Origin of the sequence: Mycolicibacterium chengduense (assembly GCF_033741155.1) — a bacterium.
Taxonomy (GTDB): domain Bacteria; phylum Actinomycetota; class Actinomycetes; order Mycobacteriales; family Mycobacteriaceae; genus Mycobacterium.
Map to the genome: position 1 here is coordinate 572,612 of NZ_JAWQNH010000002.1, position 23,721 is coordinate 596,332.

The following is a 23,721-nucleotide window of genomic DNA, read 5'->3' on the forward strand; positions in this document are numbered from 1 at the left end:
CAGAGCGCCAGAAGTCGATAACATGCTGATCAACCGGCAGAAGGGGCGGTGGCGCTCGATGCAACAGCTAGCCCGAACACAGGAACGTCAATCGACGAACTCCTGCAGTTCTAGCAAATCTGGATATAGGTACCAGATTCGGCTTGTGACGGCACTCGAAATCGCACCCTTCGAACTACTTGCGCACACAAACGACATTGCCAAAATTGACGCTGCCGTCAGCCCCGCCCCGCATTCGCCGTCTACACCGCGTGTATTTGCAGGGGCTAAATTGTTTGCTACTCATGGACGGATCGGTTGATGAACGACGGAGCTGCTGCCCTCACAAACGCTTCTGCCGACAGAAAACCCATGAGGGTTGATGTTGCGGTTAACAACGGTGCCGCTAGCACTCGTGGCCTGCATGGTGGACGCCGGAGCCGCGCCTCCGCGCCTGTTGCTGCGGCGCAGGCCATTCCGCTGAACAACGTCGCTCTTCCGAGCGCCCCTTCCCAGGCCATAACCAGTTCCGAACGCCACCGACCGTTGTGCAACCGCATACGGGCGTACATGGTGGTGCCCGCTGTCGACTTCGTGATGATGGTCGCGCCGCTGGCATGGCGGCCGCCCCAGCTCTACTCGACACTGGCATTGGCCGTCTTGGCGATCCTCCTACTCACCGGCGGCACGAAATACACCGCGCCGATACACCTGAGCGTCTTGGACGATTTACCGACGATACTGACCCGATTGTTGGCCGCGACCGCCGTCATCGCGACGGCCATCTTGTATACACACCAAAAGATCTCCGTAATGATTTTCCTCGAAACGGCAGCTCAAGCGATCGCCCTCGTGGTCCTCGGCAGGGTGATGACCACACGCCTGATAGCCGTGTGCCGCCGACGGGGTCTCACCCGGCACCACACCGTTCTGGTCGGAGGCGGACCCGCCGCCGCCGAACTGGCGAGGACGCTCGCTGCACACCCCGAATACGGTTTGCAGGCAGATGGATTCGTCGACGACTGCGACATCTGCCCGGCAGAGCAGTACCTACCGCGCCTCGGCAGGCTGGCCGATCTTGATATGGCCGTCGTGACTTCCGGAGCGGACACATTACTCATCGCCGACGGCGCTTTCGAAGAGCGTGCGCTCATGACGGCAGTCCGCACCAAAGAATGCCTGACGACTGAACTACTGATCGTCCCGAGGATGCACCACTTCCACACCCAAACGGGGATGGCCGACCAGATCGGCTCGATCCCGATCATGCGTATTCGCAATCCCAACCTTCAAGGACCGACACGGCTCATCAAGCGGGCATTCGACATTGTCGTTTCAACCGTTGCGCTTATCGTGCTGATGCCCGTGCTCGCTACCGCAGCGCTGGCCGTCCGAATCGAGGGCGGTCCGGGCGTCATCTTCCGGCAGGTAAGGGTCGGCCGAGACGGTAAGCAGTTCGAGTTGTTGAAGTTCCGCTCGATGCGGCCGGCGAATGAGCAAGAATCTCAGACGCAATGGAACGTGTGCTCCGACAACCGGGTTGGACGGGTTGGACGGTTCCTACGATGCACATCTATCGATGAGCTGCCCCAGCTGTGGAACATCTTCCGCGGGGACATGACGGTTGTCGGGCCACGTCCGGAGCGACCGCATTTTGTCGCTCAGTTCTCCAGCGAAGTTGACCGCTACTCGTACCGCCACCGTGTCCAAGTAGGTCTGACCGGTTTCGCTCAAGTCAGCGGCCTCAAAGGGGATACCTCGATCTTCGACCGCGCACAGTACGACAACTTTTATATCGAGAACTGGTCGCTGTGGCTGGATATCAAGATCATCATCAGGACCTTCCGAGCAGTGGTCATCTACCGCGAGCGGTCCAAGTAGCACGACGGTTGTGCGCCACGTCGCTAGTCGGTTCAACTGCCGCTGAACAGTCGGGATGACCCTCCCAGAACCAATCAGCCTGGCACCAACGAACCGGACGCGCCGGTCGACCAGCCGAACTACCGCCAGCCAGAGATCCCGAAGGAGCATCGCCATTGACTCGAATTCTCATCACCGGCGGAGCAGGCTTCATCGGAACGCGCTTGGCTTCTGCACTCAACGAAGACGGGCACACGGTCACGATGCTCGACAACCTACTGCCTCAGGTTCACGGTCTCGACCCCAGCAAAAGCGGGCTTCTCAAGATCGCGCGCTCGGCAGGTGACGTGATCGTCGGTGACATAACCGATCGCCACGTCGTCCAGCAGACGTTGGCCGGGCAAGAAGTCGTCGTTCACCTGGCAGCAGAAACTGGCACCGGTCAATCGATGTACGAGATCGAGCGGTACAGCAGGGTCAACATCGGTGGGACCGCATTGTTGTTGGACATCCTCGCCAACGACAAGAATCGCTCGGTGCGCAAGGTGGTGGTGGCGTCGTCACGATCGATCTACGGCGAGGGCCGGTACTTGAGCGAAGAGCTTGGGTTCGTTTACCCCGAGACCCGCAACGAACTGGATCTCATTGCGGGCCGGTTCGAGCCAACCGTCCCCGGCGACAGGTCGGGGCTGAAACTGGTTGGTACGACCGAGGACTCGAAGATCCATCCGTCATCGGTGTATGGAATCACAAAACAGACACAGGAATCACTGGTGATGACCGTCGGCCCAACCCTCGGCGTGGCGACGGTCGCACTTCGCTATCAGAACGTATTCGGTCCAGGGCAATCGTTGTCCAACCCTTACACGGGGATCCTGTCAATTTTCTCAACACTGATCCGACAGGGCAAGAGTATCAACGTCTTCGAGGACGGCCTTGAAAGTCGAGACTTCGTCTACATCGACGATGTCGTGCGGGCGACCGCGCAGGCCGCGCTAGACCCGCGGGCCGACGACCAGATCTTCAACGTAGGCAGCGGCGTCGCAACTACCGTCAGCACTGTGGTGGACGAGCTGATGCGGGCCTATGGGCGAACCGTACCCGTAGATATCACCGGAAACTTCCGGCTCGGCGACATTCGGCACAACCTTGCCGACCTCACGCGCGTACGCGAACTGCTGGGATTCGAGCCTCTGGTGGACTTCCGGACCGGTGTCCAGGCTTTCGCCCAGTGGGTCCAGGACCAGGAGCTCACTGATGGCGGCTACGAGGCGTCCCTACGAGAAATGCGAGAGAAGAAGCTGCTGAAATGACCGATTCCCGGCAGCGTCAGCGCGCACTTGTGATCACGCCGTCGTTCTTCGGTTACGAACGAGACATCGTCGCCGAGTTCGAGCACAGAGGATACGAGACAGTGTTCGTCGACGAGCGACCGTCGAACAGCGCAGTTGCCCGGGCCGTGCTGCGCGTACGCAAGAACCTCATCGGCCGGCAAATCGACAATTATTATCGGCAGAAGTGGTCCGCACTCAGTGGCAGCTCGTTCGACATTGTGCTCGTCATCAAAGCCGAGGTCATACCTCGGTGGTTCCTGGAGAATCTCCGTCAGGCCAATCCCGATGCGCGGCTGATCTTCTACAGCTGGGACGCTGTCGACAACACACCGAACTGTCTGGCAGTCCTGGATTGTTTCGACGACCTCTTCAGCTTCGACTCCGAGGACGTGGCCGCCCGTCCGGAGTTCTCGTATCTGCCTCTTTTTTACACACGAGATTTCACCCCCCTGCCAATGTCCGAGTTGGGACGACCGCGGCGCTACTCAATGAGTTTCGTCGGTACCCTTCACAGCGAGCGCTACGCCTTCGCGAAGCGACTTTTCGCGGGCAAGTCGGACACCTACGGCTTCTTCTACGTGCAAGCCCGGTGGTACTTCGCGATGGTCAAGTACCTCACCCGCGAACACGCCACGGTTCCGTGGGGCGACATGTCCTTCGACAAGCTGAGCCGTCCAGAAGTAGCCGAGATCTTCCGCGAGTCGGTGGCAGTCCTGGACATGCCTCGGCGCGGTCAAGCAGGTCTGACCATTCGCACCTTCGAGGTCCTGGCGTCCGGCGCCGTTCTAGTGACAACCAACCCGGCAATCACTCGCGAGCCGTTCTTCGATCCCACCCGTGTCGTCGTCATACCCGATGACCTGACTGCGCCCGAGTCGAAAAAGATTCGCGCACAACTAGCTTCGTTGGAAGCGCCAGGCACCCCCCCACCATCTTTCGAACGGTACTCACTAACCTCCTGGGTCTCCACGATAGTTTCGGCATCAAGTCGGTCCGGGGGCTTCGTCTAGATGGACCGGGACACCGACCGCGAACCGCCAGCCTGGCGGCACTACCAGCGCATTCAGGCGTACAAGAGTGATCCGCGCAGCGTCATCGATGGTGTCAACTATGCGCATGTGATTGCGCTGTACCTTTATGACAGGTCGTTTCGGCATTGGGTGAAGATCATTGTGTTCTGTTTCCTTTTTACGGCTCGAACTACAGTCTCGGGAAGGGGCGAGAGACTCCTCAACTTCTATTCCTACCGGTACAAAAAACGGTCTGATTACGACTACATTGCGGACCGCCTGGTTGCCATCGTCGGCAATCAGGGCGATGCTGCGGAGGTCCGAGAAGTGCTCTCGATTGCCCAAAGTTGGGCCACACTGCTTCGCCTACCTCGCGCCTGGCGATCGACGAGTGCATACCAGTCGAGGTTTATGCACCGGGTTGCTGCTACTGCTCTGGTTGCCAAGTTCAGTTCGACTACCCGCAGTGCCCTTAACGATCTCGTATCCGGACGTACCCGCGTTGTGACCTTCTGTGATGCGGCACCGCATGACAACCTGCTCGCCCAGATCGCAATCCTCGCTGGCGCTTCAACCGTAACGGCACAACACGGTCAGTACCGCGTTCTTGATCAGCGAAACATCAGCACAGACGCCGAAGCCTATGCAAATTTCGTCAGCGATCACCTCCTCTGCTGGGGTGAGGCCACCCGCAACGAATTCGAACGTTTCGGTATCAGACGAGACCGGCTGGTAATTACGGGATGGATACGCCATTGGGACCCAGTCAGCCGGCCGGAAACTGCGACAGGCACGTTCGGCGTGATGCTCAACGGAGAGAACGGCGCCGATTCGAACATCGACCTCCTCGACGCCGCCAACCGTATTGCCGAAGAGCTGGACATGCGATTCGTCGTCCGGTTGCACCCTTCGTTCGACTCTCGCGAGTATCGCACGCGGGTCAACGAGCGGTGCACATCGATCAGCGCGGTACCGACCGGAGAATACGTCAGCAACGTCGACTTCAGTCTCGCCCACATGTCCGGGGCCACCATCGAGATGCTCGAAGTTGATTCACCCGTCTATGTCCTCGATGACGGACGCCTGGCCGATGCCTTTCAGCTGCCGGGCCTCAGCTTCGAGGGTGTGGAGGCCGTATTGGAGACGGTACGCGCAGACATGATGGACCCCGCCAGTGGCAACGCCCGCACGCGGAAGCTGAAGCGGTGGTTCAATGACGACACCGGCCAAGATGCCCGCATTCGCAGTGCACTGCTGATCGCTCAGGGAGTGTGATCGTGTATCGGTTCAGGAAGATGCTTTGGATCCTCAGGGCGATCTTGCTCAGTCCGACGTTCGGCCGGCTGCGCATGCCGTCATACCTCGGACCTCCGCTCATGCTCGTCAGGCCAAAACAAATCTTCATCGACAAACGAGTGCGGATCTTCCCGGGAATGCGCGCTGAGACTCATCATGGAGGCACGATCAGAATTGGCGAGAACGTCTCGATCGGTCAGGATTTTCACATCACCGCCATGGGAGAGCTGACCATCGGATCTGGGACTCTGATTGTCGGGTCGGTGATGGTCACCGACATCGATCACGAGTATCGCGACATCACCCGGCCAGTACACGAGCAGGAATTTGTACACCGTCGAACTGCGATCGGGAACAACTGCTTTCTGGGGATGGGAGCACGTATCCAAGCCGGAACGATCTTGGGAGACGGCTGTATCGTTGGCGCTAATTCGGTTGTGCGGGGCGAGTTTCCCGCTCATAGCGTCATCGTCGGTGCGCCGGCACGCGTCGTGAAGAAGTACGATTCTGAGTCAGCAACGTGGAAGAGATGCTAGGTCTGCGCAACATGCGGACCACCCTGTCGAGCAATGAGGTCCGATGAGCACCACACACGTCCGCATTGGTGACGGCGTCGATGTGGCGAATGATGCTCCGTTCGTGCTGTTCGGCGGTATCAACGTGATCGAGGACCGGGACTCCACCCTGCGAGCAGCCGAACACTACGCCACCGTGGTGAATCGCCTGCGGATTCCGTACGTGTTCAAGGCATCGTTCGATAAGGCCAACAGATCGTCGATGCGGTCGTTCCGCGGTGTGGGCCTCGACCAGGGCATCGCGATCCTGGATGAGGTGAAGCACACCTTCGGGGTACCAGTCATCACCGACGTCCACGAAGTGCACCAAGTGGAGCCTGTATCCGAAGTTGTTGATGTACTACAGATCCCGGCGTTCTTGGCGCGCCAGACCGACCTCGTCGTGGAAGTCGCGAAATCCGGCAGGGCGGTCAACATCAAGAAGCCACAGTTCATGAGTCCAACTCAGGTCAAGCACATCACGGCAAAGATCCGAGAGGCCGGCAACGAGCAGATCATCCTGTGTGAACGTGGCACCCAATTCGGCTACGACAATCTTGTCGTGGACATGCTGGGATTCCGGGAGATGGTCGAAGCAACTGACGGCCTCCCGGCAATCTTCGACGTGACGCACAGCCTGCAGCGCCGGGACGCAGGGAGCGAGGCATCCGGCGGCCGCAGACGCCAAGTGCTGGAGCTCGCCCGCGCCGGCATGGCCGTCGGCCTGGCCGGGTTGTTCTTGGAAGCTCACCCCAACCCGGACCAAGCGCTCTGCGACGGGCCCAGCGCGTTGCCGCTTGCGTTGCTCGAACGGTTTCTCGAACAGATCGTCGCTGTCGATCGTCTCGTCAAGGGATTTACCCCGCTGGACTTCCAATGAACTCGGGCGGTGCTTACCCAGGCCCGATCCGGTTGGTGCTTTTCGACGTCGACGGAGTTCTCACCAACGGCACGTTGCTTCTGGACGGTAACGGCGAGGCGTTGAAGGCCTTCAATGTTCGGGATGGATTGGCCGTTGCCCTATTACGCGCACACGGGATCCGAACGGGCGTGCTTTCAGGAAAGGCTAGTAGCCCCTTGGACTTCCGCATTCGACAACTGGGGTTTGACGTCGCGATCACCGGCAAACTGGAGAAAGAGGACGCTCTTGCGGCCGTCAGTGAGCAGGAGGGTCTCGACTACGCCTCCATCGCGTACGTGGGAGACGACGTGGTGGACCTACCACTGGCCGGCCGCGTCGGACGTTTCTACGCCCCGGCAGACGCGCACCCCTTGGTGCTCGCACACGCCGATCACGTGCTCACCAGCCGCGGTGGGGGCGGCGCCGCCCGGGAAGCCGCCGACCATATTCTGGTCTCGGCCGGTCTGACACTAGAGCAGGCTTACGCGCCACTTCTGAAACAATGGGAACGCCTCAATGCAGTCCAGTGAGCGTGTAGTCCGGGTGGTGATTCCTGCCCGTTTCGGATCCCAGCGGCTCCCGGCCAAACCGATCATCGATCTAGCCGGCAAACCGATGATCGTGCGGGTCTTCGACGCCGTGCGTGCGGGTCTCAGCACCGAGGACATCGTGGTGGCCGTGGATGACGAGCGCATCAAGCGGGTGTTGGATGACCATCGGATTGAAGCAACCATGACGAGTCCCACGTGTGCCTCCGGGACAGACCGGGTAGCCGAAATCGCGCGTCTCCGTTCCTGGCACCCCGACGACGTGGTGATCAACGTTCAAGGGGATGAGCCATTGCTCCCGCCTGATCTGCTTGCGGCGTTCGCCGACTTCTGCCTGAAACGCGACAACTTTTCGATGGCGACGATCGCAGTTCCGGTGCAGGAGCAGCACGAGATTTCAGACCCGAATGTAGTGAAGCTGACTGTGCGCAGCGACGGTAGCGCGATCACCTTCTCCCGTGCTCCGATCCCATTCGACCGTGACCACGACCCGTCGGAGTGGAACCCAACCAACTACCGCCGGCATCTGGGAATTTACGCGTATCGCAATGATGTCCTGCAAGCACTCACCATGACACCGCAATGCGCACTCGAACGGATCGAAAGCCTAGAGCAACTGCGTGCGCTGTGGCTGAACATCCCCATCCACGTCATGGATTGGGATGTCGCGCCGCCCGGCGGTGTCGACACTGCCGAGGATGTCGAACGCGTCACCGCCTATCTGGTGAGCAGCCCATGAGCGACACGCAGGCCACGCCGGCGGGCAGCGCCGTCCAAACAGCCCGCCGCGTCTTCGAGATCGAGGCATCGGCAGTGGCTTCGCTCGCGGACCAGCTGAATTCAGACTTCGAGCACGCTGTAGCGCACCTGCTCAAATCCGATGGCAGGGCCATTGTCTCGGGCATGGGGAAGTCGGGCATCATCGCACGCAAGATCGCCGCAACACTCTCCAGTACTGGAACGCCGAGCTTCTTCATGCACCCGGGCGAGGCCTATCACGGCGATCTCGGCATGGTCACGCCGAAAGACACGTTCATCGCCATCTCCAATTCGGGCGAAACCGGCGAAGTGCTGAGGTTGCTCCCTTTCCTGGTCGAAAATCGGAACTTCCTGGTCGCCGCTACCGGAAACGCCAACTCGACGTTGGCCACCGCCGCAGACTGTCACCTAGACATAGCGGTTCAAGTGGAAGCATGCCCACTTCAGCTGGCTCCGACCTCGTCGACTACGGCGGCCTTAGCGATGGGCGACGCTTTGGCCATCGCCCTCATGGAGGCGCGCGGATTCAAGCCCGAAAACTTCGCACGCTTCCACCCTGGTGGCACACTCGGGAAGCGCCTACTCAATCGTGTTGAGCACGAGATGGTCACAAAGAACCTGCCCATCCTCGATGAACAGGCGGGTGTCATGGCCGTGCTGAACGCCATTACGAGCTCCAGATTGGGGCTGACGCTGGTCCGCACGCACTCCGAGTGGGCCATCATCACTGACGGAGATCTCCGCCGTGCGGTCGAACGGTTCGGACCTCTCTTCTTCGAGCGCAGGGCTGCAGATCTCATGACACGCAATCCGGCCAGGGTGGCGATCGGGACCCGGATGCAGGAGGCACTAACCCAGATGGAGAGCCAGCGCATATCCGCCCTGCTGGTATTTGACGGCGACGAACTCGTGGGAGTTGTGAAGAAGTAGTGCGCTCGTCGGGGACAACGAAGTACGACTATCGTCTTGCCATGGCTCGCAACCGCGTCCCACAACTCCTGCCCCGTCGATCGATGCGAACTCTACGTAACTTCTCGGCGATGGAGCCGTACCTGCCCCTCCATAAATGGGCGGCGGTGCTGCTGCTGATCGTTTCGCTGGTAGCGGGGTGTGGCAGCCAGAATTGGTTGAGGCATTACGGCTTCGGCTCATCGGATTCGTTCTACGACGACTTCACCACCAAACCCGATGGATCATTGACCGCCGGGGCGTTGTCAGATTCGGGTCACAGCTACAGCGTGCTAGGCCAGATTCCCTGGCAGATCAGTGGTGGCCGCCTGACTCACACGCAAACGAATCCCTCGGCCACTCAGTCGTCATATTTGGGCGTGAAGCTCGGGACGACCGTCGGCTACATGTGGGCTGAGTACGAAGTGCCGCCAGGACCGCACCCTCAAGAGGCGATTGTACTGGTTATTAGCGCAACTGAATTCACCGCAGCTGGATACCAATTCGCCAACGCTGCCCTCCACTGCGTCTTCTCCAGCTCCGCGTTCGCTTGCGACAGCCTTACGGCACTACACCCGGGCTTGAAGAGAAGCCGCGTCGTTCACGGCACGTACGGGGCGCTGGCGCCCGGTGTCCACCGCGCCGAGATCAGCATCAAAGGCGATAAGGCAGTGATCACTACGCCTGACGGGAAACGGTGGGAATCCGAGGCTTCCGCATCGATCTCAGCCGGGACGGGGCCATGGGCGACCCTACAGCTCAACAATCCCGCCAGCCAAAGTCCCCTCAAGGAACTCCGGGTACTCCGATGGGGCGCGGAGCTGCAACGCTGACCGGACGTATTGCCTGTCCGTACCCACGCCACAACAGAACATTCCCGACCAGTTCCATGTAAACTCCATTCGGTGTTGAAGGCGGCGGTTCTCGGAGTCTTCGGAGGTATGGTTGCCGCCCTCTACGGGATCGCCAGCAATTCTCCACTAGCAATCGTTCTTGCCGTCGGTGTAGTACTTGTCAGCATCGAAGTGATAGTTCTAACCAAAGCGGCCGGCGGCTTCAGCGCAGTTCTTGTACCGGTCCTGGCCGTGAACAGCGTCCTGCTCAGCTCAATGTTCCTGTGGGATGAGATTCGCGTCGACTCGATAGTTTCAGTCAGACTTCGGGTACCTGAGGAATATCATATCCAAGCCGCCGTTATCGGAATTGTTTTCTCTTTCGCATACACCGTGGGCGCATTATTGGCAGGCCCGCAAGCCGTTCGCGTCACGCTGGCTCAGGTTGGCGAGTCAATCTCAGGACTCGGTCAGAGTTTTAGAATTCCAGACGGCGCATTGGTGATCACCGGCTACGCCGGGATCATACTCACCATTTACGGTCGCCAGGGTGGACTTCTCCAGGGACGGTACAACGTCATCGATGGGCCGATCTGGGCAGTTGCACTCAGCAACGCCATCGCTCCTCTCGCAATTCTTGCTTTATCCATTGTCGCTTCTAAGCCAGGACCGTGGCGCTGGCTTGCAATTCTAGGCATAGGTATCTGGTTTCTTTTGTTGTTCGCACGAGCAAGTCGGACAATTGCAGTATTTCCCGTCCTTCTGCTATTCGCTCGCACCTTCACATCTGGCGCGAAGGTTCGGGCGCACTCGATCGCTTTGGTAATCGTCGCCACCGTATTTCTAATGCAACTCCCCCTCGTCGGCCGTGCCAATCCGGATGGAGTTGGCATCATTCCTCTTACCCAGCAAGTGATCTTCCGGCCCGAGGAGATATTTTCTGGTTTTAGCCTCGATGGCATTCTGGGAAACATTCTCTTCAGCGGTCCATTGACGGGTGTCGTCGCAAACAGGCAAATCCCGCTGGAAGCACTCTGGGTCGGTGTCAATCCTCTGCCTGGTTCATGGGCAGGATGGGGTGAGTACAAGAACGCTCTTCGAGTGGATTCCTCCACCCCGTACAACGCTCTCGGGGAACTCGGCGCTCATGGATGGTTCGCACTAGTGGGTGTCGCGTTTGCAGTCGGACTGCTGCTCGCCCTGTCGACTCGCATCTCATCGCGTCTCGAAGGCGCTTATGCCCTGGCCGCGTCACTGCTGGTGTTAGGTATCACAGTCTTTTTCTCAGTCAGCATTCTGCAATATAATCTCCGCTCCAGCATCCGACTCGTTTGGTACATTCTCGGCGGACTTGGAGTGATATGGATGGCGTCGATCGCATTCAAATCCAGAGAGGCTCCGTCCCCGGTTGACGGCCAACTGACGAATACCAACTCGGATTATTCTCGGAACCAATCTACTGAAGCCAACCACATTTGAGTCTGACGCCGCCTATAGGCAACGCCAAATATTGCGGGTCAACCCCGTTCGAATTCGCTACATCACGGTCGGAGCTGAGCCTGCCGCGCGGGCGATTCAACAAACACACGACGCCCCGACCCACTGAACCGCAGGGATAGCTCAGGGGGCGGGTTCATCGGTACCTATCGTGCGCGACGGTTTCCTGCCTCGGACACACCGCATCACAGGCAGCTCGAAGTAGCGGTAGGACAACCATGCAAGTCCAGTAGAACCGACCACGCCAACGATCAAACCAAGAAGAGATGTACCTACAAAACGGGCAGTGATCTCCAGAACTGGATAATGTAAGAGGTAAAGGCCGTATGAAATCTCTCCCAGAAATATGAATGGCCGCGAGTCGAGTATCGCAAGTGTCGGCGACGCCATCAGACAACAAACGAACAGGCCATACACCACGAACCAAGTTGCCGGATCCAGCCAGGTCGAAATGTAAACACTACCAGGCGAAATCGATAGGCCCATTTCGTCACGCAAAGCCGGAAGATTCACGAACAACAGTAACAGGAACAATGCACCAAGAAAGCCTGGCATTCGACCATTGAGGAACCTCTTCAGTTGCGGGAGGTAAACACCTGTGATCGCTCCCAAGAAGAACGCGAAAGCGTACGTCGGGAGAATTGAAGGCTTCTCCTGATAGAGGCCGAGGTAGATAGCAGCTGGAAACGACACGACGGTTCCGACAACGATTGGAGCAGCTCTGCCCATCTTTGGATAAAGTAACCACGCGAAAACGAAAGCGGCGTAGAACTGGACCTCAACGGGGATCGTCCATAGTTCCCACGGAGCCTGCACAAATAGAGTAGCTTGTAATATTTGCCCGGCATTATCCAGCGGAAGCGAATAGCGGAAATGCTCGTACACGGAGTTGGATACCACAATCGATACGAGCACAACCGCCAAGTACAGTGGCGCTACACGTCCGACACGCGCGCGCACATAGGAAAGTACATTCTTCTTGCTGGGTTTTCGACCAATATAGAGATAGGCCATCAGGAATCCACTGAGGACAAAGAAAATCATCACCCCCACTTGTCCAAATCCATGGCCAAATACTGTCGGGAGCATTCCAACAATTGCTGTGTGCGAAATTAGGACGACAGACGCCGCCAATCCACGCAGTCCGGTCAACAGTGGGAGCTGTGTGGACTCTGTTGGCACTTCGGCGTTTTGACCCATGCCCTAGATCCCCCTCGGCGGGACGATCGCGAATCGAAAAATCGACCCTTTGCACGAGGAGCATATCGCAATGATCAGCAGTCGACTGAGTTAGTTGCGGCAAAGGTAGAGACGCTATCCGGGCAGACTTCGCGCTCGCGCGGCCGCGCAGTCCATCGTCAGATGTTAACGGCCGCTTCCCGGTTGCACCCGCTTCGACTACGAAGAAGATGCCTTTCGCCCGCCTTCTTCGCCGTAGTAATAGCTATAGCTGTACGGCGAACCGCTGCGGGCGGGCACCATGGTGAATACCGCACCGAGTACCGAAGCCCCGACGTTGTGCAGGCTGGCAACAGCATGAGCGACTTGCTCACGTTTGGTGTAACCGAATCGGGTCATCATGAGCACACCGTCAGAAGCTGCAGCGAGGATCGCGGCATCTGTAACTGCAAGCAGCGGTGTGGAGTCCACGATGACGTAGTCGAATCTTGCACGCAGTTCCGCCAAAGTAGCCTTCGCCGACTGCGACCCCAGAAGCTCGCTCGGATTCGGCGGAATCGCCCCAGCTGTAAGAACCGTGAGGCCAGCCACGCTTGACTTCTGGAGAGCATCATCGAGCGACGCCTGGCCGCTGATAACGGTGCTAAAACCAACAGCACCAACCAAGTTGAGATACTTGTGAAGCGTGGGTCTACGAAGATCTCCGTCGACCACAACGACACTGTAGTCGGCTTCCGCCAATGCCAAGGCCAGATTAATGGCGGTCGTCGACTTACCCTCGCTTGGGACTGAGCTTGTCAGCACAATCACCCGCGGCGGATTGTCGACCGCAAGGAACTGCAGGTTTGTTCTAAGCTTCCGAAAGCCTTCCGCAATTGCCGAGTTATCGTTGTCAAACGATATCGCCGGCTTCTTACGGCGGTCCTTATCGAGCGGGATGTTGCCGACAACCCCCGTCCCCGCGATCGTCTCCAGAGTTTCGCGATCTTTCACTGTGTTGTCCAGCAGATCGCGGACATGGGCTAAGCCAATGCCGACCAACACCCCGAGCCCGAGGCCGACCGCGATGTTGCGCGTCGGCTTTGGAACGGCCGGGGTGTCCGGAATGGATGCGCGCTGTTCGAGAACGACGCGTGAATCCGGACTGGTTCCATCCTCTGGCGTCTCGAGTTCGCGCACCATGACTACGAATTCGTCGGAGAGGGCATTCGCGATATCACGTGCACGAACTGGAGACGGATCGAGCACATCCAGCGTTATCAATACCGTCTGAGGTTTCGACGTGGCCTTGACGTGCTCTTGAAGATCTTGGGCGCTCATGTCGAGGCCCAGTTTGTCGATGGTGCGCTGAGCCAGGGTCTGCCCTGTCAGTAGCTCGACGTAGGAGTCGACACGCTCTTGCGAGAACCGGTTGCCCTGGTACGTATCAGCGATTGATGATCCCGCATTCGTGGAAACAAACAGTCTGGTCGACGCCTTGTAGAGAGGAGTCGTCAGTAGTGTGACCGCGACCGCCCCTAGTACCGCTACCAAGATAGTCAACGCTACCGTCAACCAGCGGCCGCGGAGCAGCTTTACATATTCCTGAATATTCAATGCGGTCCCTTCACTCGGGATCTACGGATCCGCGCGTTCGGCCATCCGACCAGCGTATTCTATTGGGAGACTTGAAGATTAGACGGGCTTTCTTGCACCAATGTGCACGCATGTTTGCTGAATCGCGACCCGCGGCAAACCTCCGTGCACCCGGTGCGATCCCGAATCGCAATCCATCGCGGTCAGCATAAGGCCCTGCCGCCTATCCAAGACGGAAGGCGGCACTTGCAGAAAGCGCGCTGCGAGGCCAGATCATTGGGTTGCCACTGACAGTGAGACGCCTCGGCGGCCGTAGGAACTGACCATGTACTGATCGCACCCCTCGTTTCTCCGCCACCGACTCCCGGCAACCGCTGACGGTCATCATCACGACACCGACTCCTGGCGCAATCCGCGACGGGGCGCCGACCACATGCAGGGCTTTGCAGAGCATAAGACCAATGTCGACGCTGCGCCGAACTCTCGGAGATGTGTCGTGATGCCCTGCCGAAGTCCGGACCGTGTCCACGGGGAGCGCAGCGGCATCAGCGACGACAGTTCATTATCGACCTGCAAGGCGATGGCAGCCACGAGCGCCGCTGAGATGGTTCGCATTCCGCATCGCGCCCATTTACCCTTGCTGGCATCTGTTCCTTGTACTGGCCCCACGGATTTTCGGAAGCATCGCAGACTAATAGATCTGTGTCAAAAGATCTTCGAGTGCTTCTTTGCGCTTGCCCCTAAGATTGCCCACTCTCCATTCGTTTGCTATAGAGACCACCCGAGTGTCGGAAAATAGGCACTTACCGCCACCGACTGGGCGACTTACGTTCCGTCGTCATTGGAAACACGTACGGATAAGAGTTCGCTGGCACGCACCAAAACGGCAGCACTCAGGCTTTACCGCTCCGGTCGTTGGGCATGTGACAAAGTCAAGGGCTAGCCACGGAGCCAGCGTATTTGACGGGTGCACTTGCCCGCTGCACGTTTGTGGGTCGAGCGGCCCGATTCGTCGCTCCATCCGACCTACTGGATGGATTGGCGACCGATACGCGTAGGCCAAGATCGAGGCTGCAGCGCCGAGTCAGAAGTCCCCTGTCCTCAAATCTCTCGATCTGCGCTCCGGCGGCAACCGACAAGACAAACCTTCCGGCCATTTCGCCTCCGAGGGTTGGATGTCGACTACGGGATCCCGATGGCCAACCCCGAACTTGGCGGGCTATCCCGGTGGTGACTCTCTCAGCAGCTCCGCCATGAGTGGCGCGATACGCCCGGCCATAAACTCATGGCCCGCATCATTAGGACGATCACCGCCAGGCGCCAGTAGTTCAGGCTTCCCCGCGAACCACTCTTCAGCCAGCGGATCGACGAACTGCGCGCCGAAGGCGCCAGCTTGAGTTTTCACAACATCTCGCGCTTGTAGCACGCCTGGAGGTGGATCCGGCCTGGCCCAAGCCGGGCCGATCACGAGGAGCTTCGCGTTGGGGGCCTTCTTCTTCGTCTCCGCGAGGGTGCTCTGAACGATAGTGGTCAGTTGTTCTGGGGGATTTCCCTGATCGCTCTCCGAGCCAAACAGGATTACCAACTTCGAGTTTGTGCCCACCGTCCGGTGCACCTGGTCGATGAAGACGACGCTCATCGGTGTGTTGTGCCAGGCGTAACCCGAGCCTCTCCTGGCGCCCACCTTGAGTTCGACGTTCACGCCTTCTTGGCGAAGCATCCTCTTCGCCAAGCTGGGCCAACCTTTTGAGCCCTCACCCGCGGATGGCGATCCGATGGTGTACAGGTCGCCGATAACTGCTACGTAGGCGGCGTCCGGCCGGGGGGACGCAGTGAGGACGGGGCGCTCGGGCGCAGATGGGGGTGTCGTCGGCCCCTTGGCGCAGCCAGCCACGAACGCGACAAGCAGGACGAGAATGACGGACATCTTGTGAGTCCAGGCTCGCCGAGGAAGTTCGTACCGAAGCAGATGCGCGCGCTTCAGGAGGGCACCGGGGCGCTCGCTACTTTCCTCTAGGATCATGGCAAAACGATAGTTGGAGTCACGCATCTAGTTGTCGATTGGTCTGCACTGCATCGACAATCGCTGATCCGATGTGTCGACCGATCTCCACCGCCAGTGCCATTCCCCATCCTCCAAACCGGACCCAGGTCACTGCAGCCCGTGACACGACACTCAGCGCGTGCCACCATCGGTCTCGTCACCGAGTTCCCTTCTCAATAGTTTAGATTGTTTTCCGACTCAAATAAGCCGTCGCGAAGTACAAAGTACTTTGTCGAAGCGGCCCAACGGACTCACATTACGCCGTACCATCTTCGGCAATCCAATACGAGCTGGCGGGCAGATTGCGGTCAGCGGGATCTGGCCAGGGTGTCCTAATGATTGTTGCGACCCAAGCAGACCGGGTACTGCACACTGCTGCATCTAATCAGCGCCGTCCAGACCTGCAAGGCATGCGCGCCATTGCAGTCCTCACCGTTTTCGCAAACCACCTATTAGATTGGCCGCCAGGCGGCTTCGTTGGAGTAGATATCTTCTTCGTGCTGAGCGGGTTCTTCATAACCGGCATCCTCCTGCGGGAACGCGAAATTAAGCGAAAACTGTCCTTTAAGAACTTCTATATCCGCCGTGTAAAGCGGATACTGCCATCCGCTCTGCTCGTGCTCGTCGTGACTGTCGCCTGTTCTTATATTTTGTTTCCTGCCGCGCGGGCAAAAGAAACTCTTCTGGACGCCTTATACGCAGCGGTATTCGGAGCGAACATCCGATTCGAAGCAGTGGGCACCGACTACTTCCAGGAAAACATGCCCCCGTCACCACTTCAGCACTACTGGTCGCTATCGATCGAGGAGCAATTCTATTTTGTGTGGCCGGCGTTACTGGTGATGATCTTCGGACTCACACGTGGGTTTCGCCGTAGCGGTAAGAGTTGGGCTCGACGCGTATCACTCTTCGGCGTCATGGCGGTCATCGTTGCCATTTCCTTCGCGTGGGCGATGCACCTTTCGACTGATGACCCGAACCGTGCCTACTTCTCAACGTTCACGAGGGTCTGGGAACTCGGAGCGGGTGCGCTCTTAGCCATTGGTGGGGCGTGGCTCGTGAAAATTCCGACCGCATTTCGAGCGCCACTGGCCTACCTCGGCCTCGCTGGTGTAGCGACATCCTTGTTCATCATCTCCCCTAGCGTCCAGTTCCCCGCGCCGTGGGCCTCTTTGCCGGTCTTGTCGACCGCTCTTGTTGTGGCATCCTTCCACGGCGCAGAAGTGCACGGCATGTTTCCTTTGACCAACCGCGTCGTCCGGTACTTCGGAGACACCAGCTATACGCTGTACCTTTGGCACTGGCCGGTCATCATTCTGCTGCTAAGCGTGATCCCACCAGGACCGCGCTACATCGTTGTCGCCACCGCTGTGAGCCTGGGCCTTACGGCTCTCACATACCGGTTCTACGAGGACCCCATCAGGAAGTCGGGCTGGCTGCTCGACAAAGTCGACCCATCTGCACACAGACTTTTCTACGTGTGGGGTCGTCAGGTGTGGACAGGAATCGGCGCTTTTGGCGCGGCAGCGATCGTGCTGGCGATTCTGGTCATGGGACACGCAGAGAGAGATTCCGAAATACAAGCCGAGCTGGCAAGCGAGCGCGAAGAGGTTCAGTCCGCACTTTCGTCACCACATGAAGAGAAGGTCGACCCCTGTTTCGGGGCGCCAGCGATGATAAATCCCCATTGCGCGCTCAGAAACTCGGGAGTACCCCTTCAGCCTTCCCTCGATAATTTCTCTACAGACCGGCCACGGGAGTGGAACAGATGCTACACCCCCAAAGACGAAAAGCTCAGAACGTGCAACTTTGGCTATGAGGGTAGCGACGCCAAAAAGATTGCCATCGTTGGCGATTCGAAAGGAATCTTTCTGCTTCCAGCACTGCGGAAAGTACTCAATGCCAATAAGTGGAAGCTCACGACTTATCTAGGTAAGACCTGCGCCTTGATGATCCCCCCGAAAGATGAGTGCCGGGGACCAATGAAAGAAGCCGAGAGAGAGCTGTTGCAACATCCGTATGACTTGGTGATCATGGCGAACGTCAGTTATGGCGTCGAACAACAAGCGATCCGGCACCGCGCGGCCATGGAGCCAATTACCGCGGCCGGAAGTCGGATTCTCGTCGTGGCCGACAACCCTGTGAGTAGTGAAGAGGCGATCGCGTGCCTAACCCGAGTCAGCGTCGGTGACCGGACTAGCGAGTGTGGCACCCCCAGGGGCGATGCCTTTCCCAAGCCGGACGCCTTGGTCGAAAGCGCCAATCTTGTCGCTGGTACCACAGTGATGGACCTGACCCCGTACTACTGCAACGCGGACCGTTGCCCATCGGTGATCGGTGACGTCATCGTTCATTCAGACGCCACCCATATCACCGCGACCCTTTCAAGAACACTGTGGCAACCGATTGAAGAGGGTGTGCGGCGCGCATTGGACACACCCGTAACCACACATCGATGACCTACTTCGTCGCACAGACGAACCTCGACTTGTCACGGATTCCACACACTCGGTGTACGTACTTCGTGCTCCTGTGACGGATGAGGTATACCCCCATCTCACTCGCGGCGGCAGAACGTGGTGATCGTCAATGGGCCAGGCGCACTCTTCGGCTAGTCTGCAGTCTCCGGTGCCACCCACACCCAAGGTGAACCATGACTGACCCCGCTACTCAGACCGATCATGCCGATCACTGCACTCTCTGCACGCACACCGGCGGTCGGCTCATCTGGTCAGACGAATCCTGGCGCGTCGTCGCCGTTGACGACTTCGACTTCCCCGCGTTCTACCGCCTCATCGCCCGCCAGCATGTCGTTGAGTTGTCGCAGCTCGACACCGCCCGGCGCGCTCGGTGTCTGGCGTTGATCTGCGCAGTGGAGGGGGTCTTGCTCGAACGGTTGCAGCCAACGAAGATCAATCTCGCGGCATTGGGCAACGTCGTCCCGCATCTGCATTGGCACGTCGTCGCACGTTTCGAGTGGGATAGCCACTTCCCCGAACCGATCTGGGGCAAGCGACAGCGAACGGTGGACCCTCCGGCCGGTGACCGACTACCCATCCCCCCTGACCTACTCGATGACATGGTGCGTCGTGCGCTCGATGTGACAACGAGTCGATGATGCGGCGGTGTCGTACGATTAATCCGACGACCGGGGGTGCTGTGAGGTTTCCTGATTGACGGAGTCATCCAGACCATCTCCCGAGACGCTTTCTCCGTCAACGGAATTCGTGCCCCGCACGCTGTCCCAGCGAGTGCGGCATTCGAGTTTAGCCAAGGTGCTCAACACGCTGGTGCTGCGAGGCCTGGGATCAGGCGTGGCGGTGCTGCTCACGTTGCTGGTGGTGCGATACCTCGACGCCGCGTCCGCCGCGTCTTTTCTGCTTGTCTTCAACGTGACGACGGTGGCCGCCGTCTGCTTCCGATGGGGACTGGACGACGTGATCGTGCGGCGGGTTGCCGCAGAGTTACGCTCGGAATCTCCGCGGCGCAGCGTTTCATATCTGATGAAGCTCTCCCACCGGCGGGTCGCGATATGGACGCTCATCGCCGGGGTGTGCGCGTCCGTGGTCTGGGCAACCAGAGCGCTTCCGGCCGCTGAGGCGAGCACAGAGCAGTTGTTCAATGCGGTCGTAATCTCGGCGTTGATCGCACTGACGTCATGCGCCGGTCGCGTTCACCAGGGCCAGCGCCGCACCAACCTCGCAGCCTTCATCCTCAACATCCTTGTGCCCGGGCTGTTGTTGCTCGGACTGCTGACGATGGTCGCACTCGAGGTGCCAATCAGTTCCGCGCGACTTCAACTGATCTACGCGAGTGTCGCCTTACTCGCCTACGTCGGAACCGTCTGGGCAACCCCGTTGACGAGGCCCCGCCGCGCCAGGTCTTCTGAGGAGCGGGACAGCGAGTCCGCTCGAGCCAAGCTCGACCGGCGGGCGGCGAACAAACTCGGCGGCGTGGTTCTGTCACAGCAAGCCCTCAATTGGGCGGCCCTACTGGTGGTCCCCATTGCCTACGGCGATGAACTGTTTACCAGTTTCATGGTCACGTACAAGTTGTCCCTACTGATCAGCCTCATCATGCTGGCGATCAACTTCACCTTTGCCTCGCGGCTCGCGGGCCTTTTCGCCGAGGGTAGATTCGCCGAATTGCAGCGGGTGACCAAGCTGATGGTGGTGTCGGTAGCGGTCTCGAGTGCACTGGCAGCAGTTGGAGTCTTCTTTGCACGGGACTACGTGTCGTCATTTGCCGACGTCGACAGTTCCGACACAATGCTGGCCCTCTTGGTCGGCGCCCAAGCTCTTTTCGCGATTTCGGCTGTCTACGCCTTGACCCTCACGATGTGCCACGACGAAGCGTTCCTCTTCAAGGCACAGGGGACCGTCGTGGGTGCCGGGGTGGCTTTATTCTGCACCTTGAGTCTCACAACGTCGCTAGACGTCGCGTGCTCGGCTTTCCCGATCACCTATCTTGTGTTGTCGGTGATGCTCGGGCGTCGGGCGCATGCGGTGACGAACGGTTAGTGTCCGACTCGGCTCGGTACGGCGCACCGCCGCAACGGTGCTCGAGGCTTCTTGAGTAGCCTGACGTCCATGCCCGATGCGTCCCTCCTGACCCTGCTCCAGGAACACGCCATCGCAAACCCCGATACCGAGGCCTTCACCTTCACCGACTACGACGTCGACCCGAACGGGGTCTCGCAGACGCTGACCTGGGCGCAGGTCCACCGTCGCACGGTCAACGCGGCGCACGAGTTCGAGCAGTACGGGTCCCCCGGCGACCGCGCGCTCATCATCGCTCCGCAGGGTCTGGACTACATCGTGGCCTTCCTGGGTGCCATGCAGGCCGGTTTCATCGCTGTGCCCCTGTCGGTGCCGGTTCCCGGGTCGCACGATGAGCGAGTCAGCGCCGTAGTGGCCGACACGTCCCCGGTCGTCGTGCTGACGACGTCCGCGGTCGCGCACCTCGCCAGCCAGTACGTTGACGACGGAGCCGCCATGATCGCCGTGGTCTCCGTCGATTCGCTGGACCTCGACCGGCCTGTGGCAGGCAATGCCGAGCCGGCCCAAGGATCCGATGTCGCCTATCTGCAGTACACCTCGGGTTCGACGCGGTTGCCGGCCGGCGTGATGATCAGCCACCGCAATCTGCAGGCGAACTACGAGCAGTTGATGGCGGACTACTTCGCCCAGCACGGAGGCGTGTTGCCCGAGGGCACCAAACTGATCTCGTGGCTGCCCTTCTACCACGATATGGGCTTGATGCTCGGAGTTGCGGCGCCCATATTCGCCGGGCATGCGGCAGATCTGATGAGCCCACTGGCGTTCTTGGCCAATCCAATGCGCTGGGTGCGGGCGTTGTCCCGGCCCACGTACGCATGGTCGGCCGCACCCAACTTTGCATTCGATTTCACAGCACGGCGCGCAAGCGATGCCGACATGTCCGATCTCGACCTCAGCGGCATCCTCGGCATCATCAACGGTGCCGAACGAATCCATCCGCCCACCCTGGTTAAGTTCAACGAGCGGTTCAGCGCCGTGGGGTTCCGGCCCGAGATGATGGTGCCGTCCTACGGCCTTGCCGAGGCAACAGTCTTCGTGGCCAGCGGCAACAGTGGCCGGGCGCCCGAAGCCGTCGAGTTCGCCGCCGAGGACTTGGTCGAGGGTGTCGCGACCCGCAGCCCAGGTGGGTCACCCCTGATGAGATACGGGATGCCCGTCTCACCGCTGGTGCGGATCGTCGACGCAGACACCTGCCGGCCCTGCCCGGACGGCACCATCGGGGAGATCTGGACCCACGGCGAGAACGTCTCCGCCGGTTACTGGTGCAAACCCGAGCAGACCGGGTCCGCCTTCGGCGCGACGCTGGCGGACGCGCCGGCGGATGCCCCCGAGACGGGATGGCTGCGTACCGGAGACCGGGGCTTCATCTCCGAAGGGGACCTGTTCATAGTCGGCCGCATCAAGGACATGCTGATCGTGCGTGGCCGCAACTACTATCCCGAAGACATCGAAGCCACCGTTCAGCAGATCACCCGTGGGCGGGTGGCAGCCATCGCGGTCCCCGATGAACAGACCGAGAATCTGGTCATCATTATCGAACTCAAGAAAACTGGAGACACAAGGGACCTCGACGACACGAAAAGCAAAATCATCGCGTCGATCTCACGCGCACACGGGCTGCACGTCGCCGACATAGTGTTTGTGGCACCAGGAGACATTCCGACCACCACCAGCGGCAAGATCCGCCGGTCAGGATGCGTCGAAAACTACCGAGTAAACACATTCCAGCGCCTGGACAACTAGTTCACGGCAGGCTGGTTCGTCTCGCTCGAAGATCGGCGCCGTGCGATCGCCCCTCACCAAAGCAGCACATTTCACGCCTGCTTTGGCGGCGCATTACCGAGCTTTATGCCTGACAACTCCGTTTCCGCAGAGCTTAGTGCGCCTACTGCACGTATCTGACGAAGAAAAATGGCCGTGCCTCGCGCTAGTGGGCACACCGCCACGTGTCACCCCGGCAAGCTCGAAGAGGTCTCCGCATCCTGTGATACAGCCTGCTACGCCGGGGCAATTAGCAAGTGCTCCATAATCTTTGGGCGCAGACCCTATGGTGAGCACTCGCCGGACAGGATGTCCACGTGCGCTGACACATGCGGTCGAAACCCAGTCGCCAAACATTCCAAGCCAAGAATTCTGGTGGTCGCAATCATTACCCTGTATAACCCGTGTCTCCGTGGTAGCGTGCTGAACAAATCGCCAAGCACTATCGCGAAGCGTTACGCGTGTCGGGATGTGCAAGGCGTCGCCGAGGTTGCGGAGGGTGCTGTGTTTTCTCATGTATCGTCCGGCGCGCTGGCCTTGGCCACGCTATCGGTACTCGCACTGTCTACCGCTTCTCCCGCGCAGGCTGATGATCCGTTGGTCGGCAAGACTTATGCCGAAGCACAGGGAAAGATCGCGGGTGACTGGCAAGCCACGGCGATCGTCGCGTCGGCCGTCGGAGACGTTCTCGCACGCGACAAGTGCATCGTGACGAGTTGGCGGAAGTCCAGCCGTCTCGACGCAAGCGGATATCCTATTAAGCCTGCCGCCTTCATGTTGCATCTCAACTGCAACCCTGCGTTTGGCGGGGCGACGTCACCCGGTGGCTCCATCACAACGCCGGAGGGAAGGGCCGCAAAATCCACCATGGATAAGGCGGCCGCACTCAACAACAACCCTGCCTGGTGCGACAAATCCGATAAGAACCACGCTTACTGCGAGCGATTCTGCAACCTGCACGGGGACCTGTGCACCTTCACCGTGAGCTGACCTCATTGGTGCTTTGCGCCGCGCCGTAGCGTCGCACGGTCTCCACAGCCGCCCAGCCGCATCGTACGAAAAGCGGGCGGCCTCGCCCGCTTTT

At 59.4% G+C, this 23,721-nt stretch carries 19 protein-coding genes; 16 read left to right on the forward strand and 3 right to left on the reverse strand.

The window, feature by feature from the left end; translation table 11 throughout:
* Positions 1–300 precede the first annotated feature (300 nt).
* From SBI67_RS08375 to SBI67_RS08425, 11 genes are all read left to right on the forward strand, one after another.
* Complete coding sequence (locus SBI67_RS08375; protein ID WP_318980094.1) at positions 301–1,860, forward strand: sugar transferase; 1,560 nt, start codon at positions 301–303, stop codon at positions 1,858–1,860.
* A gap of 155 nt (positions 1,861–2,015) precedes the next feature.
* Complete coding sequence (locus tag SBI67_RS08380) at positions 2,016–3,152, forward strand: NAD-dependent epimerase/dehydratase family protein (RefSeq protein ID WP_318980095.1); 1,137 nt, start codon at positions 2,016–2,018, stop codon at positions 3,150–3,152.
* On the forward strand, positions 3,149–4,183 hold the full coding sequence (locus tag SBI67_RS08385; protein ID WP_318980096.1) for a WaaS/CpsH family glycosyltransferase: 1,035 nt from the start codon (positions 3,149–3,151) through the stop codon (positions 4,181–4,183). Before SBI67_RS08380 ends, SBI67_RS08385 begins: the two co-directional genes overlap by 4 nt.
* Positions 4,184–5,458, forward strand: coding sequence for a hypothetical protein (locus tag SBI67_RS08390; RefSeq protein WP_318980097.1), 1,275 nt, complete (start codon positions 4,184–4,186; stop codon positions 5,456–5,458). It begins immediately after the preceding gene.
* Between the two features lie 2 nt (positions 5,459–5,460).
* Positions 5,461–6,015, forward strand: a complete 555-nt coding sequence (locus SBI67_RS08395) for an acyltransferase (protein WP_318980098.1) — start codon at positions 5,461–5,463, stop codon at positions 6,013–6,015.
* Positions 6,016–6,058: 43 nt separating this feature from the next.
* Positions 6,059–6,913, forward strand: a complete 855-nt coding sequence (kdsA, locus tag SBI67_RS08400; protein ID WP_318980099.1) for a 3-deoxy-8-phosphooctulonate synthase — start codon at positions 6,059–6,061, stop codon at positions 6,911–6,913.
* Positions 6,910–7,464, forward strand: coding sequence for a KdsC family phosphatase (locus tag SBI67_RS08405; RefSeq protein ID WP_318980100.1), 555 nt, complete (start codon positions 6,910–6,912; stop codon positions 7,462–7,464). Before kdsA ends, SBI67_RS08405 begins: the two co-directional genes overlap by 4 nt.
* A gap of 13 nt (positions 7,465–7,477) precedes the next feature.
* On the forward strand, positions 7,478–8,221 hold the full coding sequence (kdsB, locus tag SBI67_RS08410; protein ID WP_318980101.1) for a 3-deoxy-manno-octulosonate cytidylyltransferase: 744 nt from the start codon (positions 7,478–7,480) through the stop codon (positions 8,219–8,221).
* A complete protein-coding gene (locus SBI67_RS08415; RefSeq protein WP_318980102.1) occupies positions 8,218–9,171 on the forward strand; it encodes a KpsF/GutQ family sugar-phosphate isomerase in 954 nt (317 codons plus the stop codon). Before kdsB ends, SBI67_RS08415 begins: the two co-directional genes overlap by 4 nt.
* 110 nt (positions 9,172–9,281) lie before the next feature.
* Positions 9,282–10,022 carry a hypothetical protein gene (locus SBI67_RS08420; RefSeq protein ID WP_318980103.1) on the forward strand — a complete coding sequence of 247 codons (741 nt, stop codon included), beginning with the start codon at positions 9,282–9,284 and terminating at the stop codon, positions 10,020–10,022.
* Between the two features lie 72 nt (positions 10,023–10,094).
* Positions 10,095–11,501: a hypothetical protein gene (locus tag SBI67_RS08425; RefSeq protein WP_318980104.1), complete on the forward strand. Its 1,407-nt coding sequence runs from the start codon at positions 10,095–10,097 to the stop codon at positions 11,499–11,501.
* 141 nt (positions 11,502–11,642) lie between these two features.
* Here the strand turns inward: SBI67_RS08425 and SBI67_RS08430 are convergent, their stop codons facing one another.
* The 3 genes from SBI67_RS08430 to SBI67_RS08440 form a co-directional block, all read right to left on the reverse strand.
* Entirely contained in the window at positions 11,643–12,719 is a 1,077-nt protein-coding gene (locus SBI67_RS08430) for an acyltransferase family protein (protein WP_318980105.1), read from the reverse strand.
* Positions 12,720–12,917: 198 nt separating this feature from the next.
* Complete coding sequence (locus SBI67_RS08435; RefSeq protein WP_318980106.1) at positions 12,918–14,294, reverse strand: tyrosine-protein kinase domain-containing protein; 1,377 nt, start codon at positions 14,292–14,294, stop codon at positions 12,918–12,920.
* A gap of 1,198 nt (positions 14,295–15,492) precedes the next feature.
* Positions 15,493–16,323 (reverse strand): SGNH/GDSL hydrolase family protein, encoded by an 831-nt coding sequence (locus SBI67_RS08440; protein ID WP_318980107.1) that lies wholly within the window; start codon positions 16,321–16,323, stop codon positions 15,493–15,495.
* Between the two features lie 329 nt (positions 16,324–16,652).
* Between SBI67_RS08440 and SBI67_RS08445 the strand changes: the two genes are divergently transcribed.
* The 5 genes from SBI67_RS08445 (at position 16,653) to SBI67_RS08465 (ending at position 23,627) form a co-directional block, all read left to right on the forward strand.
* Entirely contained in the window at positions 16,653–18,776 is a 2,124-nt protein-coding gene (locus SBI67_RS08445; RefSeq protein ID WP_318980108.1) for an acyltransferase family protein, read from the forward strand.
* Positions 18,777–18,970: 194 nt separating this feature from the next.
* Positions 18,971–19,435, forward strand: coding sequence for an HIT family protein (locus tag SBI67_RS08450; protein ID WP_318980109.1), 465 nt, complete (start codon positions 18,971–18,973; stop codon positions 19,433–19,435).
* A gap of 157 nt (positions 19,436–19,592) precedes the next feature.
* A complete protein-coding gene (locus tag SBI67_RS08455) occupies positions 19,593–20,837 on the forward strand; it encodes a hypothetical protein (RefSeq protein WP_318980110.1) in 1,245 nt (414 codons plus the stop codon).
* A gap of 69 nt (positions 20,838–20,906) precedes the next feature.
* Positions 20,907–22,619 (forward strand): AMP-binding protein, encoded by a 1,713-nt coding sequence (locus SBI67_RS08460; RefSeq protein WP_318980111.1) that lies wholly within the window; start codon positions 20,907–20,909, stop codon positions 22,617–22,619.
* Positions 22,620–23,057: 438 nt separating this feature from the next.
* Positions 23,058–23,627: a hypothetical protein gene (locus tag SBI67_RS08465; protein WP_318980112.1), complete on the forward strand. Its 570-nt coding sequence runs from the start codon at positions 23,058–23,060 to the stop codon at positions 23,625–23,627.
* Positions 23,628–23,721 lie beyond the last annotated feature (94 nt).

Bases quoted from the DNA above. Each gene is read 5' to 3' on its own strand.
- SBI67_RS08375 (WP_318980094.1), top strand. From the start codon at position 301: ATGAACGACGGAGCTGCTGCCCTCACAAACGCTTCTGCCGACAGAAAA.
- SBI67_RS08385 (WP_318980096.1), top strand. From the start codon at position 3,149: ATGACCGATTCCCGGCAGCGTCAGCGCGCACTTGTGATCACGCCGTCG.
- SBI67_RS08390 (WP_318980097.1), top strand. From the start codon at position 4,184: ATGGACCGGGACACCGACCGCGAACCGCCAGCCTGGCGGCACTACCAG.
- kdsA (WP_318980099.1), top strand. From the start codon at position 6,059: ATGAGCACCACACACGTCCGCATTGGTGACGGCGTCGATGTGGCGAAT.
- SBI67_RS08405 (WP_318980100.1), top strand. From the start codon at position 6,910: ATGAACTCGGGCGGTGCTTACCCAGGCCCGATCCGGTTGGTGCTTTTC.
- SBI67_RS08415 (WP_318980102.1), top strand. From the start codon at position 8,218: ATGAGCGACACGCAGGCCACGCCGGCGGGCAGCGCCGTCCAAACAGCC.
- SBI67_RS08420 (WP_318980103.1), top strand. From the start codon at position 9,282: ATGGAGCCGTACCTGCCCCTCCATAAATGGGCGGCGGTGCTGCTGCTG.
- SBI67_RS08430 (WP_318980105.1), bottom strand. From the start codon at position 12,719: ATGGGTCAAAACGCCGAAGTGCCAACAGAGTCCACACAGCTCCCACTG.
- SBI67_RS08440 (WP_318980107.1), bottom strand. From the start codon at position 16,323: ATGCGTGACTCCAACTATCGTTTTGCCATGATCCTAGAGGAAAGTAGC.
- SBI67_RS08445 (WP_318980108.1), top strand. From the start codon at position 16,653: ATGATTGTTGCGACCCAAGCAGACCGGGTACTGCACACTGCTGCATCT.
- SBI67_RS08450 (WP_318980109.1), top strand. From the start codon at position 18,971: ATGACTGACCCCGCTACTCAGACCGATCATGCCGATCACTGCACTCTC.
- SBI67_RS08460 (WP_318980111.1), top strand. From the start codon at position 20,907: ATGCCCGATGCGTCCCTCCTGACCCTGCTCCAGGAACACGCCATCGCA.